Here is a 24,890-nt window from a genome sequence, read left to right on the forward strand (position 1 = left end):
TCTGTAGAAATTATATTATTTAATAACTTCTATTTTGGCACCGTCAGCTAAGTTGATTTGACCCGTTGTAACTACGACATCGCCGTCTTTTAATCCGCTGATGATTTCAACTCGGTCACCTACAATTCTTCCCGAAGTTACATTTTTCAATACAGCAGTACCGTTTTCGTTTACAAATACTTGATTGCTACTAACACTTCCTACGAAAGCGGCACGAGGTGCAATCATAATATTTTGTTTTTGTTGGTTCGAAGTAAATTCTGCAGTACCATACATACCCGCTTTTAAGTCGTTTGAAGCGTTGTTGTTGATTTCAATTTCAACTGGAAAGTTTAAAGAAGCATCTGCCATTGCAGCAATAAACGTAATTTTTCCGTTGAAAGTTTTATCTGGAAAAACACTTGATTTTACTTTAATAGGCGTACCCACTTTTAATTGTGTTACTTGATTTTCGTTTACGGTAACATTTAATTTTAATTTGGCAGTGTTAACGATTTCAAATAATTCTGTTGCCGGCATTGATGTAATTATAGAACCTACTTCGATAAATTTCTTATTGATAAAACCACTAAATGGCGCTTTAATTCGTGTATCGCCTACATTAATATTGGCTTGCGATAAATTAGCTTTTGCATTGAGCATATTTACTTTGGCTTGATCTAATTGTTGTTTGGTTACACCACCTGTTTTGTATGCGTTTTCAAATCGGTTGTAATCAACCACAGCATTTTGATATACTGCATTTGCATTTTCGGCACTTACACCTATGGCATCACCGCGCATAATGGCTAACACTTGTCCGGCACGCACATAATCCCCTTCTTTAACTAAGACATTTGTGATTTTACCACTTTTTTCGGCAGAAAAAGTCAATTGTTGAATGGGTTCAAAAGTTCCGTTGGTTTCAAAATCAAATGAAACTTCTTCGGTTTTAATTTGGGCAACTTTTACGGCAACAGCTGCGTTAGTTGCTGCTACTGTATCAATTTTTTCTTGGTTTTCTTTTTTATTGCTTGTTAATACAAAACCGATAGCAACTAATGAGGCTAAAATTATGATTGAAGTTATTATTATTTTTTTCATCTCTATATATTATTTGGTTAGTGTTTTAAGTTCTCCTTTTGATTTTACTAATTGAATTTCAGCTAGTTTGTAGCTTAATAAGGCATTTGTAAGGTTGTTTTGCGCATCGGCATACGATGTTTCAGCGTCAAGCAAATCTGTTAAAGGTGATAATCCGTTTTTGTAATTGTTCTCTGTGTTGCTTAAAACATCTTTCGCCAAGGTTACGTTCTCTTTTTGCGTGTTAACCGATAAAAGCGAGTTGTTGATTTGTGCCACAGCATTTTTATATGCCAAATCCAAAGCTAAACGAGTATCCTTTTTGTCAGCTTCCAACATGTCAATTTGGACTTGTGCTTGTTTTGTTTTGGCACGCACACTACCACCGTTAAAAATTGGAATGTTCAGGTTCAATCCGATGGCTGAATAATCTGACCAATACGCTCCGGGATACGATTGAAACCAAGGAAATTCCTCTCCAATTCCTAAATATCCGTAATTAGCGGTTAAGCTTAAACTTGGCAAACCTTCTGCGCGAATGGCTTTTTTGTTCAGTTCTAACAATTCGGATTGTTTTTCCAATAGTTTAATTTCGGTGCGTTTGTCAACAAAATTACCATCTGTTGTGAAAGCATTTGCTGTAACTTCAAAGGTGTTTTCTGGCAAGATGATGCTGTTGTTGATATCCATACCAATCAGGTATTTTAAAGCGTTTTCCTGTAATTGTAAGGAATTGATAAGTTGCAAACGCGTACTTTGGATGTTATTTACGGTTACTGTAGTTCGGTCTAAATCGATTTTTTTTGCCAATCCGTTTTTAAATAAGTCTGCGATTACATCACGTACTCGGGTGGTATTGGCTAAATTCTGATCAACTGTTTTTAATTGTGATTTGGTTTTGTATACCTCATAATAGCTGTTGGCTACTTTTTCGATTACCTGTTCGTCTGTTAAATCGGCGTTAATCTGATAAAATTCACGCGTTGATTTTGCGGCTTTTAATCCAGTAAAAACAGCCAAGTTGAACAACTGTTGGTTTAAGGAAACCGAAGCAGTTGATTGCCAAGGCTGTCCCATAGTGATGATTTGCGTTTCTCCACCAAAATCAATGGCACTTTGTTGTAAAATGGGATTGTACGTTAATCCTCCGTTGGCGTTAATTTGCGGTAAAGCACTAGCTCTAACTTCATCAATTTTTAATTCGCTGTTTTTTACTTCAAGTCGGGCTTTAACGGCTTCTGCCTTGTTTTCTAACGCATAGGTAACAGCGTCTTTCAAGCTAAGTTCCTTGACTTCTTGAGCTTTTACTGTAAAAGCAAGCGTTAACAAGGAAAGTATAAATAGGTTTCTCATTATATATTAGGATTTTGTAAATGTTTTTCAAGTTCTAAAACTCCTTTTGGAGTGGCAATGGCTCGAGTATGGTATTCAAGCGCTTTTATTTCCATTTCATGTACATCTTTTTCGTAAATGGTGTTTTCGTTGATATAGAAGATTAAGGTGTAGTAAAAGTCAACTGCGGCTTTTATGTCTAAATCTGTTCTGTACAAGCCTTCGCGGATTCCTTTTTCAATGTTATTGCGGAAATTGGAATTACAGAATTCAATACTTTTCTCCTGAATTTTCATAAAAATCATCGGATAGTGTTTTTTTAGCTGATAAACCGGAGAAGTATCATACGATTTGAACATCTCTTTGAACATCTTTTGAATTTCAAAATTCTCTTCAATCGCATTAAAGTTCTGCAAGGCCAATTCGTTAATTTTCTGATTAACTTCCTGGTGCATTCTTTCCGTGGTTTCTTCTACTAACAATTCTTTGTTACAGAAATATTTGTAAATGGTTTTTTTGGAGATACACATTTCTCCGGCAATGTCGTCCATGGTAACGCTCTTAAAACCAAGTTTTAAAAACATTTCATTGGCCTTGAGCATGATTTTCTCTTTCATATTCTTTGTAAATTCTACGCAAATGTACTATGGAAACTTTGAACACAAAAATAGTTTCCAAAGTTTTCACAATTATTTAACATTAGTGTTAAGTACTGTAAATAGAGGGATTGTGATGATTATTGATTGATCAACGTTAACATTAATTCGTAAACTCCCACCATTTTGAAAACTTTTGTTGTTTTTTTAGATGCACAACTTCTCCAATTATGGGTGTAAGCAATTGTAAATCAGTTTTCTCATTGAGTTTTGATATTCTTTCTAAAGGTTCATCCCAATCATGATTTGCCAAAGCAAACTTTGAAGAATGTACCGGGAACAATTTCGATGCTTTTAAATCTTCAGCCGCTTTCACCACTTCCTCGGGTTGCATATGGATGTATTTCCAGCTTTTGTCGTATTGACCGTTTTCAAGAATAGCAATATCAAAAGGACCAAGTTTTTTTCCGGCTTCTTCAAAATGGGTATCGTAGCCGCTGTCTCCACCAATATAAATGTTCATTGTAGGGGTTTTCAAAGCAAACGACAGCCAAAGTGACTGATTTCGTTTTAAACCGCGTCCCGAAAAATGTCTTGCCGGAACCGTTGTTACTGAAAAACCATCAGTCAAAGCAAAATTTTCATGCCAATCTTTTTCTATAATCTGATTTGAGCGAAATCCCCAACGTTCTAAATGTTCACCTGTTCCCAAACCACAAATCACCTGACCGATTTTAGGTTGCAAAGCTTTCATCGTTCTGTAATCCAAATGATCCCAATGGTCGTGGGTGATAAAAACAAAATCGATTTCCGGTATATCATCAGCTGTATATTGGTTACTGCCTTTGAATGATTTTGTTGTGAACGAAAATGGTGAAGCGGTTTTGCTGAAAACGGGATCCACTAAAATTTTTTTGCCATCCAATTGAATAAAATACGAGGAATGACCAAACCATACTAACAAATCTTTTTCCGAATCCAAATTGTGTAGGTCGGTTTTGGTGTTCGGGATAATGTTTGTAGGCTTATTTCTTTGTTTGTCTGAGAATATAAATTCTTTTAAAACCGAATAGTAATTAGCTCCTTCGGTTAAATCGGGTGTGAAACTTTTATTTTGAAAAGCACCGTTTTTATAGTTCTCTGAATTTTTAATTCTTTCTAAACGTAACCCTTTTGGCATTTTCCCAAAGCGCTCGCTTTCTAAAAACCAGTAGGCTATTACGCTGATTGTTGCTATAGATATGATTAGAATATACATTTTATTAAACTTTAAATTATGGGACAAATGTATAATGGAAACTTTAAGCACTTAAAAAGTTTCCTCGTTTTTTAATAAAAAATTAACGTTTGAAAAAACCACAAATTGAACTACTTTAGCGCAAAATTTGTTTTATGCATTCCATAGCGCAGTATCAAGAGTTTATATCCGAGCATTTTTCCAAAATTTCAATCGAAAGAGAGCCTAAGAATTTGTACGAGCCGATTCAGTATATTTTATCGTTAGGCGGAAAACGAATTCGCCCGGTTTTAACGTTAATGGCTGCCGAAGTTTTCAATTCGGATTATAAAAAAGCCTTGGCTGCAGCAACCGCGGTGGAAGTTTTTCACAACTTTTCCCTGATTCACGACGATATTATGGACGATGCCCCTTTGCGTCGCGGGCACGAAACTGTGCATGAAAAATGGGACATCAATACCGGAATTTTATCCGGTGATGCGATGCTGATTTTAGCCTACCAGTATTTTGAACAATACGAACCGGCGATTTTCAGGGATTTAGCAAAACTGTTCAGTAAAACGGCTTTGGAAGTGTGTGAAGGCCAGCAATGGGATGTCGATTTTGAAAACCGAGACGATGTAACCATTCCGGAATACCTGAAAATGATTGAATACAAAACGGCAGTTTTGGTTGGTGCTGCTATGAAAATTGGCGCCATCGTGGCAGAAACTTCGGAAGAGAATGCGAACCTGATTTACGATTTTGGATTGAATTTAGGCATTGCCTTCCAGTTACAGGATGATTATTTAGACGCATTCGGCGATCCGCTGACTTTTGGGAAACAAGTGGGTGGCGATATTATCGAAAACAAAAAAACGTATTTGTATTTAAAAGCAGTGGAATTTGCCGATTCCGATGTTAAAACACAACTCAAGCATCTGTTCTCCATTCAGCCGAGTAATTATACCGACAAAGTTGAAAAAGTAAAAGAAATTTTCAACCAAACCAAAGCGAGTGAAGCTACTCAGGAAGCCATCAAATCTTATACTTTTAAAGCTTTTGAGACTTTAGAAAAAATGCAGATTGAAGCTGATAAAAAAACAGTTTTGCGTACTTTCGGAGAAAACTTAATGGGCCGAAAAGTGTAATTGCATGTATGTTACTCCTCTAAATACCGATTTATTGCTTTCTGAAGCTCAGAAGGAGGAATTGTATGTAAAACTGGTAGAGCAAATTAACAAAGATTTTACGTTTGCTAACGAAAGTGTGGATTTTGAAACCGATATTTCGCCCATCAATCTGAAATTACAGCTTCACGACAAAATTTATAAGCTTATCCAATATAAATTCGCGGAATATTTAAACCTGCTTTACATCATTGATGTTTCCGAAGAACAAGTAAAGAAACTCGATGGCTCAGATTTAGCCGATTTGTCGGAACAAGTAACGTTCCTGATTTTAAAACGCGAATGGCAAAAGGTTTGGTTTAGAAATAAACTCTAACAAACGGCAGCCATGCCTGACTGTACACATTATTTGCTTCCTTATAGAGAACATTATACCGAATTCCAATAGTCACATTTTCGTTGCGATATCCGGCGCCTAAAAACAAAGCGGTATTCCAAAAATTGTCTTTGATTTCAGGGTTAAATTGCGTGTAGGTATTATTTACGCGAAGTTGTTCCAATTCTGCAGAAAGCTGTACTTCCGGAATCGGGTTGAAGAGTTCAATCAAACTCACGCCATAAATATGTGAATTGAAATAATCACGCGAACTTACATAGCTGTATTGCGCACCCAAACCTGTTGAAAAATAATCGTTTACATTGTAAATTGCACTCGGTGCGACCATGATATTAGTGTAGCCACTTCCGAAGCCCAATCCGAGTCCGCCACCAAACCGAACGTTCTTCCAAAAATCACTTTTTTGTTTGAAATTTATCGTATCCTGAGCGTAAACAGAAGAAAAGTCCGTTAAAAAAAGAAATAAACTCAGACTAAATGTTAAATAAATTGATAAGTTGATTTTGAACTTCATCATTAAGAAGAATTTATGATATAAAAGTATGAAAAACATTAGAAGATTATTATAAAGTATTGTACTTTTGCGTAAATTTTTTTAACCCAAAATCGTCATACGACAGTATTATGGATAGGTTTTCCTTTTTAAACGCAGCACACACGGCTTTTTTTGCCGATTTATACGACCAATATTTAGATAATCCGGATAGTGTAGAACCAAGTTGGAGAAGCTTTTTTCAAGGGTTTGATTTTGCCAATGAGTTTGGTAACGGTCCTCTAGATCAATTGAATGCACTTGCTAATGGCGATGCACCAATGACCGGAAATTCGGAAAAAATCCAAAAAGAATTTAACGTTTTAAAATTAATCGACGGATACCGTTCCCGCGGACATTTATTCACCAAAACCAATCCGGTTCGTGACCGTAGAACGTATTCGCCAGATTTAAAAATAGAAAATTTCGGTTTGTCTTCGGCCGATTTGAATACGGTTTTTGATGCTGCGAAAGTGGTGAACATGCCGCCTAGTACTTTGCAACAAATCATCGATCATTTAGACAAAGTGTATTGCCAGTCAATCGGGGTGGAATACATGTATATCCGTGATCCAAAAGTGATTGAGTGGATTCAGCGTCGTTTAGATGTCAACGATAACTTGCCAAGTTTCAATACAGATCAGAAGAAAAGAATTTTAGGAAAATTAAACGAAGCGGTTTCTTTCGAGAACTTCCTTCATACCAAATATGTTGGGCAGAAGCGTTTCTCTTTGGAAGGAATCGAGTCGGCTATTCCGGCATTAGATTTCTTAATTGAAGCAGCTGCTGATAAAGGCGTAGAGCAATTCGTAATGGGAATGGCGCACCGCGGTCGTTTGAACGTATTGGCGAACGTATTCGGAAAACCAACACAAGATATCTTCTCAGAATTTGACGGGAAAGATTACGACGACGATGCTTTGTTTGACGGTGACGTGAAATACCACTTAGGATTAACAGCCAATCGTACTACGCAAACAGGAAAGAACATCAACATCAATTTAGCGCCGAACCCTTCGCATTTGGAAACGGTTGGAGCGGTAATTGAAGGAATTGCAAGAGCAAAACAAGATAAATATTATGCTGAAGATGCGTCAAAAGTGTTGCCAATTGCGGTACACGGAGATGCAGCCGTAGCCGGTCAGGGTATCGTTTATGAAATCATTCAGATGGCGAAACTGGACGGATACAAAACCAACGGAACCATCCACGTTGTATTCAACAACCAGGTTGGATTTACCACGAATTACTTAGATGCACGTTCGTCAACGTATTGTACCGATGTAGCGAAAGTTACCTTGTCTCCGGTATTGCACGTAAACGCAGACGATGCGGAAGCGGTAGTACATGCGATGTTGTTCGCTTTAGAATACCGTATGGAATTCAAGCAAGACGTGTTCATCGACTTATTGGGGTATAGAAAATACGGTCATAACGAAGGAGATGAGCCGCGTTTCACCCAGCCAAAATTATACAAAGCGATTTCCAAACATAAAAACCCAAGAGACTTGTATGCAGACAAATTAAAGTCTGAAGGAACCATCGACGGAACGTATGTAAGTGGATTAGAAGCGCAATACAAAGCCAATCTTGAAGAAAACTTAGAAAATTCCCGCAAGAAAGACTTAACGGTGATTTCTCCGTTCATGCAAGACGAATGGCAAGGTTTCGAACAGGTTGAGGCTGAAGGGATGCTTCAAAAATACGAAACTAAAGTAGATAAAAAGATCATTGCCGATGTAGCCAAAACCGTAACGGAATTGCCATCGGATAAAAAATTCATCAGCAAAATAACCAAACTAATCGGAGACCGTAAAACAATGGTTGAAACCGATAAGTTGGATTGGGCAATGGGTGAAATGTTAGCCTACGGAACACTATTAACGGAAGGCTACGACGTTCGTATCTCCGGTCAGGACGTAGAGCGTGGAACTTTCTCGCACCGTCACGCGGTAGTAAAAGTAGAAGATTCGGAAGAAGAAGTAATCTTGTTAGACCACGTTCCGAACAAAAAAGGAAAATTCTCGGTATACAATTCGCACCTTTCTGAATACGGTGTTTTAGGATTTGAATACGGGTATGCCTTAGCCAATCCGAATGCCTTAACGATATGGGAAGCGCAGTTTGGAGACTTCGGAAACGGAGCGCAAATCATGATTGACCAATACATTTCCGCAGCGGAAGACAAATGGAACAACCAAAACGGTTTAGTAATGTTGTTGCCGCACGGATATGAAAACCAAGGAGCAGAGCATTCGTCAGGACGAATGGAGCGTTTCTTACAATTATGTGCGAACCACAATATGTATGTAGCAGATTGTACCACACCGGCGAACTTCTTCCACTTGTTGAGAAGACAGTTGGTAACGAAATTCCGTAAGCCATTGGTGGTATTTACACCGAAGAGTTTGTTACGTCACCCGGAAGCCGTTTCTGCGGTATCTGAATTCACCGACGGACAATTTCAGGAAGTAATCGACGACGCGAATGTAAACAAAGCCGATGTGAAAACGTTAGTATTTTGTACCGGTAAATTCTACTACGACTTAAAAGCTGAAAGAGAAGCCAACGGAAGAACCGATGTTGCTTTGGTTCGTGTGGAGCAATTGTTCCCGTTACCAGTCGAGCAGATGAAAGCGGTAATCGCACAATATCCAAACGCAGACGATTACGTTTGGGCACAGGAAGAGCCAAGAAACATGGGAGCGTACGGGTTTATGCTGATGAACTTCCACGAAGTGAAATTCAGAGTAGCATCACCTAAAGCGTACAGTGCGCCGGCAGCTGGAAGTTACGTGCGTTCTAAAAAGCGTCACGCGGCAGCCATTGCGATGGTTTTCGACAAAAACCTATTCCAATAAAAATTGTATTTTTGAACAGCAATAAATAACAACACTTATAAAATTATATAAACGATGATTTTAGAAATGAAAGTCCCTTCACCGGGAGAATCAATCAAGGAAGTAGAAATCGCTACTTGGTTAGTAAAAGACGGAGATTATGTAGAAAAAGACCAGGCGATTGCTGAGGTTGATTCCGATAAGGCGACTTTAGAGTTACCGGCAGAAATGAGCGGGGTAATTACGCTTAAAGCAGAAGAAGGAGATACGGTAGCAGTAGGCGCAGTAGTGTGTTTAATTGATACGGATGCAGCAAGACCTGACGGAGCAGCAGCACCGGCAGTTGAAGCACCAAAAGCAGATACTTCGACAAGCTCAGCAACCGTTGAAGCACCAAAAGCAGCACCGGTACAAGAAGCTACGTATGCAACAGGTTCAGCTTCACCAGCAGCTAAGAAAATTTTAGCAGAGAAAAATATTGATCCTGCAACTGTTTCAGGTACAGGAAAATCTGGAAGAATCACTACAGAAGATGCGATGAATGCTAAAGCGTCTATGGGAACGCCAACAGGCGGTTCTCGTGGTTCAGAAAGAACAAAATTATCAATGTTGCGTCGTAAAGTGGCTGAGCGTTTAGTATCGGCTAAAAACGAAACGGCAATGTTGACTACGTTCAACGAAGTAGACATGAGCGCGATTTATGCAATCCGTGACCAATATAAAGAAGAGTTTAAAGCGAAACACCAAATGGGGTTAGGCTTTATGTCATTCTTTACAAAAGCAGTTACTCGTGCATTGCAATTGTATCCGGATGTTAATTCGATGATTGACGGTCAGGAGAAAATCTCTTATGATTTCTGTGATATTTCGGTAGCAGTTTCAGGTCCTAAAGGATTAATGGTACCGGTAGTGCGCAGTGCAGAATTGTTAACGTTTAGAGGTGTTGAGGCTGAAATCAAACGTTTGGCTATCCGTGCTCGTGACGGACAAATCACTGTAGATGAAATGACAGGCGGTACGTTCACAATCTCTAACGGAGGAGTTTTCGGATCGATGTTGTCTACACCAATCATTAACCCACCACAGTCTGGTATTTTAGGAATGCACAATGTGGTAGACAGAGCTATCGTTAAAAACGGTCAAATCGTTATCGCTCCGGTAATGTTTGTAGCTTTATCATACGATCACAGAATCATCGACGGACGTGAGTCTGTAGGATTCTTGGTAGCGGTAAAAGAAGCGTTGGAAAACCCTGTAGAACTTTTAATGGACAACAACCCGAAGAAAGCTTTGGAGTTGTAGTCTGAAATAATTAGATATTAAAAATCCCGCTTAATGATAAGCGGGATTTTTTTATTTTCAACTTCAAAAACCATTACCGTTCAGCAATCTCTTTCAATTTATCCAACGCATTCGGATAGGTGTTTTTAAAGTAGTCCATATACTCATCAACGGTATCGAGTTCAACGGTAACAGTGGTGAGGCCGTTGTTTTCTTCATAAGCATAATTTTCATGTCCGCCGGCCCATTTTTCAACTTGTTCTCCGGTGGTTACTTCAATCTCACCATCCAAAAAACCGTAATGACGTATGGATATGAATTTAGCCGGTTGGTGCGCTACGATTTCCGAAACCATACCGCCTTTTTTGCCGTTTTCGTCAACGCCAACAAAATAAATTTTACTTCCATTGTCCCAACTGCCTTCGTAGGTCGAAGTAGGATTAAAGGCAGCCGTCCAGTGTTCGTAGCTGCTTTTGTCTTTCAGTCCCAACATCGTTTCGTACACTTTTTGGGCTGTTGCGTTGATTTCTTTTTTGAATTGCAGTTTTTTCATAAGTCTCGTTGCTGATTGAATCTCAAATTTACGATTTTATTTCGTAGTGATATGGACTTCAATTGGAAATCTATTTGTAAACTTTTCGAAATGAGCCCAGAACTAATGTTTATTTCATAAACAAATTATTTTGTTGCAAACAAATACTTTTTTGAATTTTGCAACAACTTTTGTTTCAAACTGATTATTTTTGGTGAATTGAAACAGTTTGTGTTGCAAATAGAATTTTTTTAAAAGATTGAAACATGAAAAAAGAAAACGATTTTAGAAAATTATTGGGTTTGTCGCAAGAAGAAGCGGCGCTATGGCTCGGTGTTAGTCGGGCGCAATGGTCGATGTTTGTTTCCGGGAAGCGCGGTTTACCCATAGCGGCGATGTTGCGTTTAAATGATGTCTTGGTGCATCTGAAGGAAAATAAAACCGTTGCCAAAGAAAGTGAAGCTATCAACAAAGCCCAACGCCTACAACTTCAGGAAAAATTGGAACGCGAGTATCGTATCATCCAAATCAAACAGTTAAAAACAGCTAAACAAATTGCTAAAGTTACGAGCATTCGCCAAGAGTGTTTCGCTGCTTTGGAAGTGGCTGCTTTTCTGGCGAAACAAAAAGAAAGTCAGGCGATTTTGGCGCAAGGTATTCAGGCAAGGGCGACAGCAACTTTAAAAATTCACAATTTGTTTGTTTTAGAAGAACTACAACTCAAAAAAGAAAGTTTCGACAAACAAAAGAAAAACCTAGAACAGAAAATCAAGGAAGCAAAAGCGTCTTAACCAACGTAGATTTTTCATTTCTTTGCAACCTCAAAATACTAGCATGAAAGAAAGTAAAAAACAGGCCGCCATCGGGTTTATCTTTATCACTATGCTGATTGATATTATCGGATGGGGCATCATCATACCGGTTATCCCGAAATTAATTGCCGAACTCATTCACGGCGACATCAGTGAAGCTTCAAAATATGGAGGTTGGCTAACATTTGCTTACGCCATCACACAATTTGTTTTTGCACCATTAATCGGAAATTTGAGTGATAAATTCGGACGTCGTCCCATTATTCTCATTTCGTTGTTAGGTTTTGCTTTCGATTATGTTTTACTGGCGATGGCACCAACCATTACTTGGCTTTTCATCGGAAGAATTATCGCCGGATTTACCGGAGCAAGTATCACAACCGCATCTGCTTACATCGCAGACATCAGTACACCGGAAAACCGAGCCAAAAACTTCGGAATGATTGGAGCTGCTTTCGGTTTAGGCTTTATCATCGGTCCGGTATTGGGTGGTTTGTTAGGACAATACGGCGCCAGAGTTCCGTTTTATGCGGCAGCTGTTTTGTGTTTGCTGAATTTCCTTTACGGTTATTTCATCCTTCCTGAATCGCTGGATAAAGGAAACCTTCGCGAGTTCGATTGGAAAAAAGCGAATCCAGTCAATGCCATTCTGAATCTGAAAAAATATCCGTCGTTAATTGGGCTGGTATTGGCTATCTTTTTATTGTACGTCGGTTCGCATGCCGTTCACAGCAATTGGAACTTCTTTACGATGTACCGATTCCATTGGGATGAAAGGATGGTTGGGATTTCTTTAGGCGTTATCGGTTTGTTGGTAGCGTTGGTGCAAGGTGGTTTAATTCGATGGGTAAATCCGAAATTGGGTAATGAGAAAAGTATTTATGTTGGTTTAGGGTTGTATACCTTCGGAATGTTTCTATTCGCCATTGCAACTCAAAGCTGGATGATGTTCGCTTTTTTAGTACCGTATTGTTTAGGCGGAATTGCCGGCCCTGCTTTACAATCCATCATCACCAGTAAAGTGCCGGTGAACGAACAGGGCGAAATTCAGGGAACCTTGACGAGTTTGATGAGTGCGTCAGCGATTGTAGGACCGCCGTTAATGACCAATACCTTTTACTTCTTCACGCACAAAGAAGCACCGTTTGAATTTGCAGGAGCGCCGTTTCTTTTAGGAGGATTTTTAATGTTGATTAGTTGTATTGTGGCGTATCGTGCGTTGCGATTAAGATAAAAAGAAAGGCGCTCAACGAGCGCCTTTCTTTTTATGGTAAAGCATTGATGACTGCTACAAGCTGGTCAGCAGTGGCTGTTTGCATTTCGTTGGAATGAAACTCCACCTGATGATTCTCCACTAAAGTCTGGTCTTGTAAAATCGAATAAATGTACTCGCCGTTGTTTTCAGATACAAAAATCAGATGGCATTGCAATCCTACCGGATATTGTCCGGCTATAGCACCTAAAGAATTTGGCTGGCTAGCAGTGGCAATAAAAATAAGACTGTTTCCATTACCGTAACCTTGAGGAACAAAGGCTGAAATGGTAGTATTAGGACCAGCCGTATTCATAAATTTATCACAATTGAACCATCCGAAATTGGTCATAATCGCATTATAGGAATCGGCGTTACCATTAGCAGAACCAATCCACCATTCGCCGCTGGTCGATTGTTCCCAAGTGATATTGCCTAAGTTGTCTAAAGTGCCGTTAAAAGGCAGCATGTTGTTATCTGTACCACCGGTAATTGCTGTTGGGACGTATAATTCATAAGCACAAGTCAGGGTTAATTGTTCTCCGTTTTGCGTTGCATTGACATAAAATTCTCCACCGGAAATCAGCAAATGTTTTTCACCGTTATGCATTCCCATCGTGGTTTTATTAGTGACTAACATGTTGCCGCGATCAAATATTTCAACAAACTCGATGTCTACAGCTCCGGTTACGGGAACACCGTTAAGTTGTAAGCAGGCTCCGTTAATGCCTAAAGTCACGCCCTGAGCAGAAGTAAAAGTTACGTAGCCGTCTTCAGCATTCATTTCGAAATTTTGTGTTTGACTCTCCAATTCGGTGTTGAAAAGATTATAAACTGCTTCAGCGTCAGGTCCGGTAACCTGAACCAGATTGTCATCCTGATCAGAACATGCTACCAATATTAGAGAAGGGATTAAGGCAAAAAGGAACTTTTTCATAATAGTATAGTTTAATAAAAAAGATGTAAAATCTGTAAAAAGGTTGCTTAAGGTTAACTATTTGAGATATAGGTAATGGTGATAATAATCAATAATTGCTTTACCTTTTAAAAGAATATCGGCACCAATGATTCCGTGTACTGGTTTGGCTTTGTATTGCTGGAGGGCTTGGTTTACATGGCTCATGTCGAAAATAATGACCTGAAAATTCTTCGTTTTCCAGCGGGATAATTGCAAAGTGTTGTCGGTGGCCATTTGCGTATACATGCCTACAGCTCCGGCCCCTGCTGCTTTGGTAGGTGAGTCTTGTGCGACTAGGTTAAAAAAATCAACGCTGTCGAAACCTACACAACTGTTGGAAGCACCTGTGTCTAAAATAAAATTGCCTTCCACACCGTTGATTTTGGCTTTAATCAAAAGGTGTTGGGTTTTAGATAATTTGAATCGGATTTTCTTATATCCTTTCTTTTTTAAGACCTCGTGCAGTTGCTCCATAACTCAAAAATACACAAAAACTGAAACTATCTTCGTAATTTCGCAGCAACAATACAAAAAGATAAATTTTGAATACCGATTTTGTTTTAACCGACACCCACACGCATTTATATTCCGAAGAATTTGCCGAAGACCGTACTGAAATGATTGAACGCGCCATCAGTAAAGGTGTAAAACGTTTTTTTATTCCGGCGATTGATGCTTCGTATACCCAAAAAATGTACGATTTGGAACAACAGTTTCCGGAGAATATTCATTTGATGATGGGCTTGCATCCGTGTTATGTAAAAGAGAATTACGAAGCCGAATTGGCCCATGTGGAAGCCGAATTGAGCAAACGAAAATTTGCGGCTATCGGAGAAATCGGGATTGATTTGTATTGGGACAAAACCACTTTAGAGATTCAGAAAATAGCCTTTCAGAAACAAATTCAGTGGGCGAAAAAGTACAAATTACCTATCAATATCCATTGTCGGGACGCTTTTGATGAAATTTTTGAAGTTTTGGAATTGGAGAAATCAGATGATTTATTCGGGATTTTTCATTGCTTCAGCGGAACTTACGAACAAGCGCTACAAGCGATCTCCTACAACATGAAGTTGGGAATCGGCGGTGTGGTTACGTTTAAGAACGGAAAGATTGATCAATTTTTGCATCAAATCGACATCAAACATCTTGTTTTGGAAACCGATGCTCCTTATTTGGCGCCCGTTCCGTATCGCGGAAAGCGCAATGAAAGCAGCTACGTTACTTTACTTGCCGAAAAATTGGCTGAAATTTACCAGCTTCCCGTTGCTGAAATTGCCCGAATCACGACTGAAAATTCTAAAGAAGTTTTCGGGATTTAATAAAGAAATTCCCTTAGATTGATAAAAAATTCGTTCTTTTGTGAATTGTAAATGAAGTAACCAAAAAATGCCTACAAAATTCGATTCGATTCGACAGTTTTATGACAGCGAGGTAAATGAAGCCATCCAAAGCATTGCCAATCATCCGATGATGAAAGCTTTGATGAGTTTCACCTTTCCCGAAGTTGAAGAAGAAGTTTGGATGGAGCAACTCAAACGCACGCATTCTATTCGTGATTTTCAGGTTAACTTTATTTATCAGTCCATTCAACGTGTTTTAGAGCGCAGTTCGGAAGGACTTTCCACATCCGGTTTTGAAAAATTAGAACCGAATACATCCTATCTTTTCATTTCCAATCACCGCGATATCATTTTAGATACTTCGTTATTGAACGTAAGTTTGTTTGATCACGGTCAAATCATGACGGCTTCAGCGATTGGAGACAATCTGGTTCAAAAAACATTTTTGCTGGCTTTATCGCGATTGAACCGAAACTTTTTAGTACGCAGAGGTTTGTCGCCAAGAGAATTGTTGCAAAGTTCGAAGCTGATGTCGGAATTCATGTATCATCTGCTTTCCAAAGAAAACCGTTCGGTATGGATAGCCCAACGCGAAGGACGTACCAAAGACGGAAACGATGCGACACACCAAGGCGTATTGAAAATGCTGGCGATGGCATCGGATGAGAAAAATGCGATGGATTTCTTCCGAAAAGTTCGCGTAGTACCGGTTTCCATTTCTTACGAATACGATCCAACCGATGCTTTAAAAATGCCGCAACTGATGGCAGAAGCCAACGATGAGGTTTATATTAAAGAACGTAACGAAGATTTTATCACCTTAATCAGTGGGATTATCGGGCAGAAGAAGCGTATTCATATTCATATCGGAGATGTTTTGGATAAGGAATACGAACAGATTAAAGCCGAAAACGACAACACGAACAAACAGATACAGGCTTTGGCTCAAGTAATTGACGATGCCATTCTGTCGACTTACAAATTGTGGCCAACCAATTTTATTGCTTACGATTTACTACACAATACAACTACTTTTACAGGAAAGTACACTGAAAAAGAAAAACAACTTTTTGAACGTCGTTTGGAAATGCGTCTGGGAAGTGAAAAGGAAACCCTTCGCGATAGTTTCTTAGCGATGTACGCCAACCCTGTAATCAATAAACTGAAATACGGCAATGTCGACTAAACCGAAAATATTGTTGGTTTACACCGGAGGTACCATTGGTATGGTAAAAGACTTCGAAACCGGTGTGCTGAAAGCCTTCAACTTTGACGAATTGTTACACAATATCCCTGAATTAAAACTTTTAGACTGTGAAATCGAAACGGTTTCTTTTAAAGAGCCGATAGATTCCTCGAACATGAATCCGGAGCGCTGGGTTGCCATGGCGGAAGCTGTGGAGAAGAATTACGATGCTTTTGACGGTTTCGTGATTTTACACGGTTCGGATACGATGTCGTATTCCGCTTCTGCGTTGAGTTTTATGTTTGAGAATTTAGGAAAACCGATTGTATTTACAGGTTCTCAACTTCCGATAGGGGATTTGCGCACAGATGCTAAAGAGAATTTAATCACGGCGATTCAAATTGCTTCTTTGCGTCAAAAAGGAAAACCGGTAATTTCCGAAGTCTGTTTGTATTTTGAATACAAATTGTACCGAGGCAACAGAACTTCTAAAATCAGCGCGGAACATTTTAACGCCTTTGCTTCCCCCAATTATCCGGAATTGGCGGAATCTGGTGTGCATCTGAAAATCAATCACGATTTACTTATTAAGAAAGTAGGTACTAAAAAAATGAAAGTCAACAAAGAGTTTGACAGTCATGTGGTTGTGCTGAAAATGTTCCCCGGAATTAATGAAAGTGTGTTAAAAGCCGTTTTGGCAATTCCAAATTTGAGAGGTGTAGTATTAGAAACGTACGGTTCCGGAAATGCCCCAACCGAAGATTGGTTTATTAGCACTCTTAAAAAAGCAATCAAGAGCGGTTTGCAAGTGGTGAATGTAACGCAATGCTCCGGTGGTAGCGTGAATATGGAAAAATATGAAACCGGTGTTCAACTGAAGAAAATCGGTGTAATTTCCGGACATGATATCACAACGGAAGCAGCCATTACCAAACTGATGTATTTATTAGGTCAGCAAGTACCAGCTGCGGTTTTCAAAACCATTTTTGAAACTTCAATTCGTGGCGAACTGTCCTAAAATTTCTTCAAAAAACATTGAATAACTCAAATAAAAATTGTTATTTCGCAGACTCAAACTAGAGAGGTGTCCGAGTGGTTGAAGGAGCAAGCCTGGAAAGTTTGTATGTGGGTAACTGCATCGAGGGTTCGAATCCCTTCCTCTCTGCAATAATTTTCTCAACCCCTATAGGTGTGGGGTTGAGAGAAGAAACAGACAAAAGTCTGTGTCAGAAATATGTCAAACTTTATGGTGCTAAAAAAGTGTATTTTTTAGTGCTATATAAAAAAATGCCAAATTCTGAGAAAAAAACTTCCCGTGTAAAGGTTAATGCGTTTATTGACTTCAAACCCGCAGAATTGCGATTAAACAAAGAATGGTTAATTGTTTATTATGCAAAGAATCCAATTACAAAGCAATTAGAAAGATTTAGAAGTAGGGTTCCATCAATGGACTCTAAGTCTGAAAGATTAAAATTTGCCAAGAGAATAGTTTTAGAAATTAACAATAAACTATCTAATGGTTGGTCACCATATTTAGAAGAGTCTGGTAAGAATTTCAAAAGTTTTAATGATGTTATAACAGAATTCAAAGTAGGACTAGATAAATTAGTTGCAGATAATGTTTTGAGAGCAGATACTAAGCGAACCTACAATTCAAATTGCAATTTATTGGAGCAATTCGTTAATCAACAATATAAAATCACTTTTGCAATCGAAATCAAAAAAGCTTTCTGTGTTCAGTATCTAGAGTGGATATATATTGATAGGAAGAGTTCTCCTAGAACTCGTAATAATCATCTAATTTTCATAAAACTATTTTGTGGTTGGTTAGTTGACAAAGGTGTTTTAGCTGAAAATCCGACTCATGGGTTACAGCCATTAAGGATTCAGGTAAAGAAAAGGGAAGTCTTTGATCCAATTACAAAAGAGAGAATAAGTGGTTATTTAAAAAGCAGAGAAGATGGATTTCCTGTGCTTTGTAAAGCAATATATTATTGTCTTTTGAGAAATTCTGAATTAAGGAAATTGCAAGTATGGATGATTGATAAATCTGCGAGCACAATTTTTATACCTAAAGAGATTTCCAAAAATAAAAAGGATCAAACAATAACAATACCTGCAAACTTCTTGCAAGATATTTTAGTACATATTGCAAATGCTCCCAATGATTGGTACGTATTTTCTAATAATAATTATTTTGCTGGGCTAAAACAAATGAGTGTTCGTAAAATTCAAAACTCTTGGGATGTTGTTAGAAAAGATCTAAGGCTAGATAAAAAGTTTCAGTTTTATTCATTTAAAGATACAGGAATTACAGATTTATTGTATAATGGAATACCTGCTTTAAAAGTTAGAGATCAGGCAAGGCATCAAGAGATTAGAACAACTGAAATTTATACTCCAAGAATAAAATCTGCAGATGAACAAATAAAAAATTCAAATATTTTGTTATGATTTTTTAATTTCTCTCGGCTGCCAATTCAAATTTTTTGGAAACTTTGGAAACAAGGAAACTTTTATCTAAAACTAATTGATTTACAGATTGTTAAGTTGTTTCCAAAATTGATTTTTATTTGGAAACCACGTTGAAAAAAGTTTCCTAATCTTGGAAACCACAACTTTTTTTGGTGGTTTTTAATGAAAAGGGCTAAATTAAGGTGAAATTTTGTTTTTAAAAGAAGCTAAAGTTTATCTTTTTTTATAATAAAATACTCATATACCACATCTAAATGTAGACAATTATTATAATTTTTGTCAAGTGGTATAATTGAATAGTATCACATATTTTTAACTAATTTTATTAATTTGCTTATTAAGAACATCTGCTTGTTTGGTTGCAATTCCATGCAGTTAAATCAGCAAAAGACATTTTATTTCGCTTAATGTTGTATACTTAAATACTTATCTAATGTTCTTGAATGTGCAATTGTTTGTTTTGCTATTGCTTAAAGAGTATTCTCATGCAATACCTGATTTTAGTAATTTTTACTTTACTATTTTTTGAATTCATAATTGTTGTTGTCTTTTTATATGTTTTTAACCTCTTCTAAAGTCTTATCAATCAGAAAAGGAATTTGACCATTTACTAGATCAGAATAAATTACAGTTTGAGCGTTAAAAGTGTCTACTGCAATACAGTAGTCTTCTGAAATTTGATAATTAGCAGAGTAATTTTTTATAAGAAATCTATGAAGTATTTCACAAAACATTCCAAGTTCTGATTTCTGAAATCCTTCTAATTGTGGAACTAACCACAGTGCGCCTATTTCATCCTTCCCGTTTCTTTCAAAGCAAAAAATTAAACTTGGATTAAGATATATAGGGAAATTATTGAGAATTAATATTTTCGAATCCTTATGAACTGTTTCAAATTTTGAAATGTCTCGGGGTCTTAAATCTTTAAAATCGAAATCTTTAAAGTTTTCTAAAATTTCAATATTTCTTCTATACATATCTTTAACTCGTAAATCCTCTGTCGTACTATATCTAAGATGTAATTCTTCAATCTTATCGTCATAGAATTCATCTTTATCATGCTTAAATGTATTATAGATTGAACTTGTACTAGTTACCCAGTAATCACCACCTCCTTCATTTTCAGTATCAACTTTATTTTTTTCCGTTCTAGTCTTCAATTTGAAAGCAAAGTTCATTTTACTCTTATCAGATTTTCTTCTAAATTCAACAAGCTCTTTTATTGTAATTTTTTGCATAACTCAAAACAATTAAATGGCAATATATTTAAAAAAGTATTTTCCTATAATACCTAATTTTGGTGATTTTTATATCATTAAATTTAGGGATATTCTGATTTTGAACATTGCTGTATTAACACAAAAAGAAAGACCAATCGAAAGATTGGTCTTAAGGAATGTTCTATATTTGTGGTATACTAAGTATATTATTATCTCTTTTTTAATACCAAAAATAGATTTTTAGAACAGATTTAAGAATGGTCAAACTTCTGCTAAAACATATGGTGCGTCTATTTAATCTCTTTAGATGTGTTCTTAATGTTAGATTTTTCCTTTCGATATGATTAGTGCCAAATCTTGTTGTTTGATGTAGGTTTTTATCAATAAGTGATTTGTAATTGATTAATTTGTCTGTCGATATTGATTTTGGAGAAGATAGGATAACATTATTTGTAACAACACTTAGAGTCTTATTCGTTCTCCGACCAACATTAAAGCTGACTACCTTTTTTGTTTCTCTTTCTAAAGCATAAACAATCCAAATGAGTTTGTCTTTTTCTTTAATAAAACTTCTTAATTCATCAATTTCATATGCTTTACCAAATTTCATTGCAGGAGGATTGCAATGTATTGCAATACTCACAATCCTTTTTAGTACAGTTGTGATGGAAATTTTCAAAACCCTTGCAATGCTCCTGATGCCCAATCCTTCTTTTGTAAGTATTGCAATATTATCGTTAGTACCATTTTTACATGCATTATAAGTATAGTTATCAATGAAATGATACTTGCAATTTTTGCAAACGTATTGCTGTTTTCTATTCTTAGTTCTACCGTTCTTAATCACTTCAAAGCTGCAACATTGCTTGCATTTAACCTTGTCACTAATTATGGTACATAAGATTGAATTATTTGCCATTAGAATCGATTTAAGACATTAACAAATAAAAAAGATGGACTTGTATTTATCCATCTTTTTGCTTTAACCTTTCGATAATTGCTGATTATTAAATTGTTAGCTCTTCGGAATAGTAGTATCACTAAATCTGATACATTACCAGTAATACTTTGCTTACCATCTTTTGTAGTATACTCAATCCAATCATCGCTATCAACAGCTTGCATGCCATCAGGGTCAATAAACCTAATTGGATTATTTAAAGCATAGACATACGGTGAAAATCTTCTACTCGTCTCCGCTTTAGGGTCAATATTCATCCATCTACCAATAGCAGGGTCATAATTCCTTGCTCCGTAATCGTACATGTTCAGCCCCAGCTCGTCCTGCCATTCTTTCCCGTTGTACTTATATTTATACGTTTCAGTAAGAAAACCATCATACGCACGAAAAAAAGGGTCGCTTTGGTATGTATAAGAACGTTTTATCTGACGAAAATAAGGGTAATTCAGGTCAAATCCTAATTGAGATAGGACAAAATAACAAATACATCATAGGAATAACAACAAACAAAAAAATCCATCCGAATTGGATGGATTACTGATTGTTGAACAAAGATAAATTTACTTTTTTCCTGAACTTTTAGACGGTTTCAACGAGGGGGTATTCCCTGGTGTACTTTTATTATCACGTTGGCGTTTGTCAGGCTGTCCTGTTGATGTCGCTGTTCTTTTCGGTCCTGGTTTTAGTCCCATAATCTTAGAGTTTAAGTTGTTATATTCCAAATATAATCAATTTTCAAATAGGAAAATACCTATTTATCAACTCCACTTCTAACAAGTTATTAACCTTGATATATTTTTCCGTAGTACCAGGCCACTTATGTCCCGATTGGTACTGAACCCGTTCCAAAGGCAATTTATTCCCCGTATTCAACCAATTACAGATAACGCTCATGCGGATAGTTTTCGGATTGAGGTCTCTGTCTGGAAATAATGGCTTTAAAGGCTCAATTACCGAATGAATGCTGTCCACTTTGATTGGCTTTCCAAGTTTGGTTAAAATCAGCTTATCGGTCTGGCATCGCAATTGGGCTTCTCTGGTTTCATCGATATATTTTGCAAATAATTTTATTTGCTTGGCTTCCAGTCCCAGCGTTCGCTTGTTGAGGTTGGTGGAAGCTTTAATCTTGATAGTTCCACCATCCAAATCAACGTCTTTCACTTCCAGTCGGGCAATTTCATTGCTGGTTAAACCTTGATAAATCAGTAAACTTAAAAGAACGTGGTTTCGGGTATCTAGGTGCTGGTAGCGGTTCTCACGGTTCATTAGCAATTGTAATTCTTCGCTGCTAAATAGTTCCTGCACCTGTATTGCCTGATTGCTGTTAACTTTAATATTCAACTGCTTGCAGGGGTGGTCGGTTCTGTGTCCGCTGAATATCAAATAATCATAATATTTTTTGATGGCGGATAGTATAGCTACCCGATATTTGGCATTCGATTGCTTTTGCCCGATTTCTTCCATGTAGCCCACAATATGCTGGTATTTATACCTTTTAGCCCTTGGGTTCATTTTCAAAAAATGATTAATCGAAAACAAATAGCTCTTTACCGTTTGTTTGCTGCAATCTTGAAGTAGAAACTGCTCTAGTGTTTGTTTTTCCATAGGTTTTTATTTTAAAAGGTTACTACTGGCATTTTGTTTTTCCTAGCGTAGAGATAGGTTGTATTGATTTCCGAATGACCTAAGAACCTGCGTATAAACTCAAATCCTGCGTTATTCTCTGACAGATGGTGTGCAATGCTATGACGTAGGCAATGGAGCGTTATGTCCTTCTTTATCAGCTCATAATTTTCTGTTTGCTCAATAATCTTTTTTAGGGATTTGCCTAAGTATTCCCCTGTCATTCGTTTGCTGTTATCGTAGATGAAAAATGCTTCTTCAATCTGAGATTTACCGACCAATTTTTGGTAGCGTTCTTCAATTACATATTTTTTCAAATGCTCAATGACCAAATTGCTCATGGGAACTTCACGCCTTTTACTTCCCTTACCGTCCCGAACAATCAGCATCTTACTGGAGAACTGAACATCCCTAACGTCCAAGGCTTCAATTTCCGACCTACGCAATCCACACCCATAAGCCACCGATAGTATTGCCCGCTGTAAATCGCTTTGGCAATGTTCATAAAGTGTTTTGATTTCTTCCACTGTTAGAACATTTCGGGGCTTTTCATTGTCACCCGAATAGCTCGGTATGTAATAGACACGTTCAATCTGCTTGCTTTCCAATAGGTTGAACATAAATATACCCAGAACATATAAATGGAATTTGATGGTTTTATCCGCCAGCGTTCCAGTTCTTCTCTGGTTGGGTCTTGTGATGAGGTACTCCAAATAGTTTACCGATTCTTTACCTGTCACTTGTTTTATTTTGGTGATTCCCGATTCTTCCAACCAGATTAAAAATTCTCTGACTGCGCTCTGGTACATTGTACTACCTTTTCCCTGCTTGTAATTCTTCACCTTCACATAGCTTTCAAATTCGTTAAGCAGGTTTTGAAATGCTGGTGTTTGTATTGTTTTTTTCTTCATGTTATCCGATTTTAAAAATTCATCATTTGAAAACTTCCCTTATGCACACTTTCCAATTTTAGGAACGCTAGCGGTGTATTAGTTGTATTTACTAGGCTTTCAGCGTTCTTTTTAGTGATTTCACAACTGCAATAACTGTTTGCTGAGGTCTTCCTTGATTGTGGCTTTAAGCCTCTCCAAACTATCCCAGTAACTCACCTTGTATTTGAATCCACGGGCTGCATTCCCTTCAACTGGGCTTATGTACTCCAGTTGTTGCAATAATTCCATGTGCTTGAATGCCGATGTTTTACTGGTATTCAAAGCTTGTCTGATTTCACGAGCGGTAAAACGGTGCGTTGTTCCGCTGGGTTGCTCTTTTACAAATGCTTTCATCTTTTCAAAGAACAGACGGGTGCTGCCGTCCAGTTCGTCCACTTTGAGAACGATGGCACTAAAGAAAATATCAACAGCCAGCTGAATGTCTTCTTTGGTAGTTATGAGCCTATTTTTATCGTCCGTTTTACGCTGGTACTGGTGCAGCAGGGTAATCTGTGAAACAAAATTTTGGAACTGGCTGTTTAACCTTCTTAACATCTTAGCGTTGCTGGGTAAAACCAGTTTATCGGCAAACGGGTTAATCACTTCATAACTCTTTAAAACCCTCATGCAGTTACGTAATAATTGCTTTGCCTGTTCTTCATTTTCTTTATTGGATAGCCCCGCAATTTTTCTGTTCTGTTGACCAATGATTCTAAGGGTTTGTTCTTCGCTTTCATCCACACCCACGATGACCGAACGGCTCATATTATCATAGTAAATCTCTGCTTTGGTGGTTGCCATTAGGCTTGCAAAATGGGCGTTCACTTCTTTTATTTTACTGCGGATGTTTCCAAAACTGTCCTTTATCACCGTTGAGCTGGATAGCACCTTTGCCGATTGCATTTCCCTAAAGGCGAGCTGCGCTTCATCGTCCAAACCATCGTAATCCTGAATTAGAATCAATTTGTTTATCAATTCTTTGCCACGATAGTGATATAGGGATTTGCTGGTTATTCGGGTCATGTTGAGTATGTCTTCCTGTGGCATACAACTGGCTATACTGTTGATGAGGTGCGTTTTGCCTTCTCCGCTGTTCCCTTGAACCAACCCATGCAGCAGATACGGCATTTTGTAACTGGAAGCCAGTAGAAACAACAGTTTTCTGTTTTCTTCTTCGCCTACGATTCCCGACTGTTCCAGTAGCTTATCA

Annotated in this window: 24 protein-coding genes and 1 tRNA gene; 11 read left to right on the forward strand and 14 right to left on the reverse strand. The window is 37.7% G+C overall.

Annotated elements, in window-relative coordinates:
* Positions 1-15 precede the first annotated feature (15 nt).
* From RUH60_RS06850 to RUH60_RS06865, 4 genes are all read right to left on the reverse strand, one after another.
* Positions 16-1,083, reverse strand: a complete 1,068-nt coding sequence (locus tag RUH60_RS06850) for an efflux RND transporter periplasmic adaptor subunit (protein ID WP_313806727.1) — start codon at positions 1,081-1,083, stop codon at positions 16-18.
* Positions 1,084-1,092: 9 nt separating this feature from the next.
* On the reverse strand, positions 1,093-2,415 hold the full coding sequence (locus RUH60_RS06855; RefSeq protein WP_313806729.1) for a TolC family protein: 1,323 nt from the start codon (positions 2,413-2,415) through the stop codon (positions 1,093-1,095).
* Positions 2,415-3,011, reverse strand: a complete 597-nt coding sequence (locus RUH60_RS06860) for a TetR/AcrR family transcriptional regulator (RefSeq protein WP_313806731.1) — start codon at positions 3,009-3,011, stop codon at positions 2,415-2,417. The genes RUH60_RS06855 and RUH60_RS06860 overlap by 1 nt, the downstream gene beginning before the upstream one ends.
* A 142-nt stretch (positions 3,012-3,153) precedes the next feature.
* Positions 3,154-4,248: an MBL fold metallo-hydrolase gene (locus RUH60_RS06865; protein ID WP_313806733.1), complete on the reverse strand. Its 1,095-nt coding sequence runs from the start codon at positions 4,246-4,248 to the stop codon at positions 3,154-3,156.
* Positions 4,249-4,382: 134 nt separating this feature from the next.
* On the opposite strand from RUH60_RS06865, the gene RUH60_RS06870 reads away from it, so the two are divergent.
* Entirely contained in the window at positions 4,383-5,357 is a 975-nt protein-coding gene (locus RUH60_RS06870; protein ID WP_313806735.1) for a polyprenyl synthetase family protein, read from the forward strand.
* Between the two features lie 4 nt (positions 5,358-5,361).
* A complete protein-coding gene (locus RUH60_RS06875) occupies positions 5,362-5,712 on the forward strand; it encodes a hypothetical protein (protein WP_313806737.1) in 351 nt (116 codons plus the stop codon).
* On the opposite strand, the gene RUH60_RS06880 is transcribed toward RUH60_RS06875, so the two are convergent.
* Positions 5,696-6,250, reverse strand: coding sequence for a hypothetical protein (locus RUH60_RS06880; RefSeq protein ID WP_313806739.1), 555 nt, complete (start codon positions 6,248-6,250; stop codon positions 5,696-5,698). The genes RUH60_RS06875 and RUH60_RS06880 overlap by 17 nt on opposite strands.
* Positions 6,251-6,357: 107 nt before the next feature.
* Here RUH60_RS06880 and RUH60_RS06885 point away from each other — a divergent pair, with 107 nt between their 5' ends.
* Positions 6,358-9,126, forward strand: a complete 2,769-nt coding sequence (locus RUH60_RS06885) for a 2-oxoglutarate dehydrogenase E1 component (protein WP_313806741.1) — start codon at positions 6,358-6,360, stop codon at positions 9,124-9,126.
* A gap of 54 nt (positions 9,127-9,180) precedes the next feature.
* Positions 9,181-10,407: a 2-oxoglutarate dehydrogenase complex dihydrolipoyllysine-residue succinyltransferase gene (odhB, locus tag RUH60_RS06890; protein WP_313806743.1), complete on the forward strand. Its 1,227-nt coding sequence runs from the start codon at positions 9,181-9,183 to the stop codon at positions 10,405-10,407.
* A gap of 73 nt (positions 10,408-10,480) precedes the next feature.
* Here odhB and RUH60_RS06895 read toward each other — a convergent pair whose 3' ends face one another.
* Positions 10,481-10,939, reverse strand: a complete 459-nt coding sequence (locus RUH60_RS06895; protein WP_313806745.1) for an SRPBCC domain-containing protein — start codon at positions 10,937-10,939, stop codon at positions 10,481-10,483.
* Positions 10,940-11,184: 245 nt separating this feature from the next.
* Between RUH60_RS06895 and RUH60_RS06900 the strand changes: the two genes are divergently transcribed.
* Both RUH60_RS06900 and RUH60_RS06905 read left to right on the forward strand, forming a co-directional pair.
* Positions 11,185-11,709, forward strand: coding sequence for a helix-turn-helix transcriptional regulator (locus tag RUH60_RS06900; protein WP_313806747.1), 525 nt, complete (start codon positions 11,185-11,187; stop codon positions 11,707-11,709).
* A 43-nt stretch (positions 11,710-11,752) separates the two neighbouring features.
* Complete coding sequence (locus tag RUH60_RS06905; protein WP_313806749.1) at positions 11,753-12,964, forward strand: TCR/Tet family MFS transporter; 1,212 nt, start codon at positions 11,753-11,755, stop codon at positions 12,962-12,964.
* 31 nt (positions 12,965-12,995) lie between these two features.
* On the opposite strand, the gene RUH60_RS06910 is transcribed toward RUH60_RS06905, so the two are convergent.
* Together RUH60_RS06910 and RUH60_RS06915 are read right to left on the reverse strand one after the other, a co-directional pair.
* Positions 12,996-13,919, reverse strand: coding sequence for a hypothetical protein (locus RUH60_RS06910; RefSeq protein ID WP_313806751.1), 924 nt, complete (start codon positions 13,917-13,919; stop codon positions 12,996-12,998).
* Between the two features lie 57 nt (positions 13,920-13,976).
* Positions 13,977-14,414 carry a retropepsin-like aspartic protease gene (locus tag RUH60_RS06915; RefSeq protein ID WP_313806753.1) on the reverse strand — a complete coding sequence of 146 codons (438 nt, stop codon included), beginning with the start codon at positions 14,412-14,414 and terminating at the stop codon, positions 13,977-13,979.
* A 68-nt stretch (positions 14,415-14,482) separates the two neighbouring features.
* Between RUH60_RS06915 and RUH60_RS06920 the strand changes: the two genes are divergently transcribed.
* The 5 genes from RUH60_RS06920 (at position 14,483) to RUH60_RS06940 (ending at position 18,923) form a co-directional block, all read left to right on the forward strand.
* Positions 14,483-15,262 (forward strand): TatD family hydrolase, encoded by a 780-nt coding sequence (locus RUH60_RS06920; protein ID WP_313806754.1) that lies wholly within the window; start codon positions 14,483-14,485, stop codon positions 15,260-15,262.
* Between the two features lie 67 nt (positions 15,263-15,329).
* Positions 15,330-16,469, forward strand: coding sequence for a 1-acyl-sn-glycerol-3-phosphate acyltransferase (locus tag RUH60_RS06925; RefSeq protein WP_313806755.1), 1,140 nt, complete (start codon positions 15,330-15,332; stop codon positions 16,467-16,469).
* Entirely contained in the window at positions 16,459-17,487 is a 1,029-nt protein-coding gene (locus RUH60_RS06930) for an asparaginase (RefSeq protein ID WP_313806757.1), read from the forward strand. Before RUH60_RS06925 ends, RUH60_RS06930 begins: the two co-directional genes overlap by 11 nt.
* Before the next feature lie 60 nt (positions 17,488-17,547).
* Positions 17,548-17,634 (forward strand) — tRNA-Ser (locus RUH60_RS06935).
* 26 nt (positions 17,635-17,660) lie between these two features.
* Positions 17,661-18,923: a site-specific integrase gene (locus tag RUH60_RS06940; protein WP_313806759.1), complete on the forward strand. Its 1,263-nt coding sequence runs from the start codon at positions 17,661-17,663 to the stop codon at positions 18,921-18,923.
* A gap of 572 nt (positions 18,924-19,495) precedes the next feature.
* On the opposite strand, the gene RUH60_RS06945 is transcribed toward RUH60_RS06940, so the two are convergent.
* The 6 genes from RUH60_RS06945 to RUH60_RS06970 form a co-directional block, all read right to left on the reverse strand.
* Positions 19,496-20,182 carry a hypothetical protein gene (locus tag RUH60_RS06945; protein WP_313806760.1) on the reverse strand — a complete coding sequence of 229 codons (687 nt, stop codon included), beginning with the start codon at positions 20,180-20,182 and terminating at the stop codon, positions 19,496-19,498.
* Between the two features lie 202 nt (positions 20,183-20,384).
* The gene (locus RUH60_RS06950) at positions 20,385-21,083 is read right to left on the reverse strand and encodes an IS1 family transposase (protein ID WP_313806762.1); all 699 of its coding nucleotides are present in this window, start codon (positions 21,081-21,083) and stop codon (positions 20,385-20,387) included.
* A complete protein-coding gene (locus tag RUH60_RS06955) occupies positions 21,083-21,610 on the reverse strand; it encodes an RHS repeat-associated core domain-containing protein (RefSeq protein ID WP_313806771.1) in 528 nt (175 codons plus the stop codon). Before RUH60_RS06955 ends, RUH60_RS06950 begins: the two co-directional genes overlap by 1 nt.
* A 250-nt stretch (positions 21,611-21,860) precedes the next feature.
* A complete protein-coding gene (locus RUH60_RS06960) occupies positions 21,861-22,730 on the reverse strand; it encodes a tyrosine-type recombinase/integrase (RefSeq protein WP_313806764.1) in 870 nt (289 codons plus the stop codon).
* 11 nt (positions 22,731-22,741) lie between these two features.
* Positions 22,742-23,659, reverse strand: coding sequence for a tyrosine-type recombinase/integrase (locus RUH60_RS06965; RefSeq protein WP_313806766.1), 918 nt, complete (start codon positions 23,657-23,659; stop codon positions 22,742-22,744).
* 120 nt (positions 23,660-23,779) lie between these two features.
* On the reverse strand, positions 23,780-24,890 hold a 1,111-nt coding region (locus tag RUH60_RS06970; RefSeq protein WP_313806767.1), incomplete at its 5' end, for a hypothetical protein.

Origin of the sequence: Flavobacterium sp., assembly GCF_032153895.1 — a bacterium.
Taxonomy (GTDB): domain Bacteria; phylum Bacteroidota; class Bacteroidia; order Flavobacteriales; family Flavobacteriaceae; genus Flavobacterium.

What these genes read in the sequence shown, in the direction of transcription:
- RUH60_RS06850 (WP_313806727.1), bottom strand. Translation starts at nt 1,083, where the DNA reads ATGAAAAAAATAATAATAACTTCAATCATAATTTTAGCCTCATTAGTT.
- RUH60_RS06855 (WP_313806729.1), bottom strand. Translation starts at nt 2,415, where the DNA reads ATGAGAAACCTATTTATACTTTCCTTGTTAACGCTTGCTTTTACAGTA.
- RUH60_RS06860 (WP_313806731.1), bottom strand. Translation starts at nt 3,011, where the DNA reads ATGAAAGAGAAAATCATGCTCAAGGCCAATGAAATGTTTTTAAAACTT.
- RUH60_RS06865 (WP_313806733.1), bottom strand. Translation starts at nt 4,248, where the DNA reads ATGTATATTCTAATCATATCTATAGCAACAATCAGCGTAATAGCCTAC.
- RUH60_RS06870 (WP_313806735.1), top strand. Translation starts at nt 4,383, where the DNA reads ATGCATTCCATAGCGCAGTATCAAGAGTTTATATCCGAGCATTTTTCC.
- RUH60_RS06875 (WP_313806737.1), top strand. Translation starts at nt 5,362, where the DNA reads ATGTATGTTACTCCTCTAAATACCGATTTATTGCTTTCTGAAGCTCAG.
- RUH60_RS06880 (WP_313806739.1), bottom strand. Translation starts at nt 6,250, where the DNA reads ATGATGAAGTTCAAAATCAACTTATCAATTTATTTAACATTTAGTCTG.
- RUH60_RS06885 (WP_313806741.1), top strand. Translation starts at nt 6,358, where the DNA reads ATGGATAGGTTTTCCTTTTTAAACGCAGCACACACGGCTTTTTTTGCC.
- odhB (WP_313806743.1), top strand. Translation starts at nt 9,181, where the DNA reads ATGATTTTAGAAATGAAAGTCCCTTCACCGGGAGAATCAATCAAGGAA.
- RUH60_RS06895 (WP_313806745.1), bottom strand. Translation starts at nt 10,939, where the DNA reads ATGAAAAAACTGCAATTCAAAAAAGAAATCAACGCAACAGCCCAAAAA.
- RUH60_RS06900 (WP_313806747.1), top strand. Translation starts at nt 11,185, where the DNA reads ATGAAAAAAGAAAACGATTTTAGAAAATTATTGGGTTTGTCGCAAGAA.
- RUH60_RS06905 (WP_313806749.1), top strand. Translation starts at nt 11,753, where the DNA reads ATGAAAGAAAGTAAAAAACAGGCCGCCATCGGGTTTATCTTTATCACT.
- RUH60_RS06910 (WP_313806751.1), bottom strand. Translation starts at nt 13,919, where the DNA reads ATGAAAAAGTTCCTTTTTGCCTTAATCCCTTCTCTAATATTGGTAGCA.
- RUH60_RS06915 (WP_313806753.1), bottom strand. Translation starts at nt 14,414, where the DNA reads ATGGAGCAACTGCACGAGGTCTTAAAAAAGAAAGGATATAAGAAAATC.
- RUH60_RS06925 (WP_313806755.1), top strand. Translation starts at nt 15,330, where the DNA reads ATGCCTACAAAATTCGATTCGATTCGACAGTTTTATGACAGCGAGGTA.
- RUH60_RS06930 (WP_313806757.1), top strand. Translation starts at nt 16,459, where the DNA reads ATGTCGACTAAACCGAAAATATTGTTGGTTTACACCGGAGGTACCATT.
- RUH60_RS06945 (WP_313806760.1), bottom strand. Translation starts at nt 20,182, where the DNA reads ATGCAAAAAATTACAATAAAAGAGCTTGTTGAATTTAGAAGAAAATCT.
- RUH60_RS06950 (WP_313806762.1), bottom strand. Translation starts at nt 21,083, where the DNA reads ATGGCAAATAATTCAATCTTATGTACCATAATTAGTGACAAGGTTAAA.
- RUH60_RS06960 (WP_313806764.1), bottom strand. Translation starts at nt 22,730, where the DNA reads ATGGAAAAACAAACACTAGAGCAGTTTCTACTTCAAGATTGCAGCAAA.
- RUH60_RS06965 (WP_313806766.1), bottom strand. Translation starts at nt 23,659, where the DNA reads ATGAAGAAAAAAACAATACAAACACCAGCATTTCAAAACCTGCTTAAC.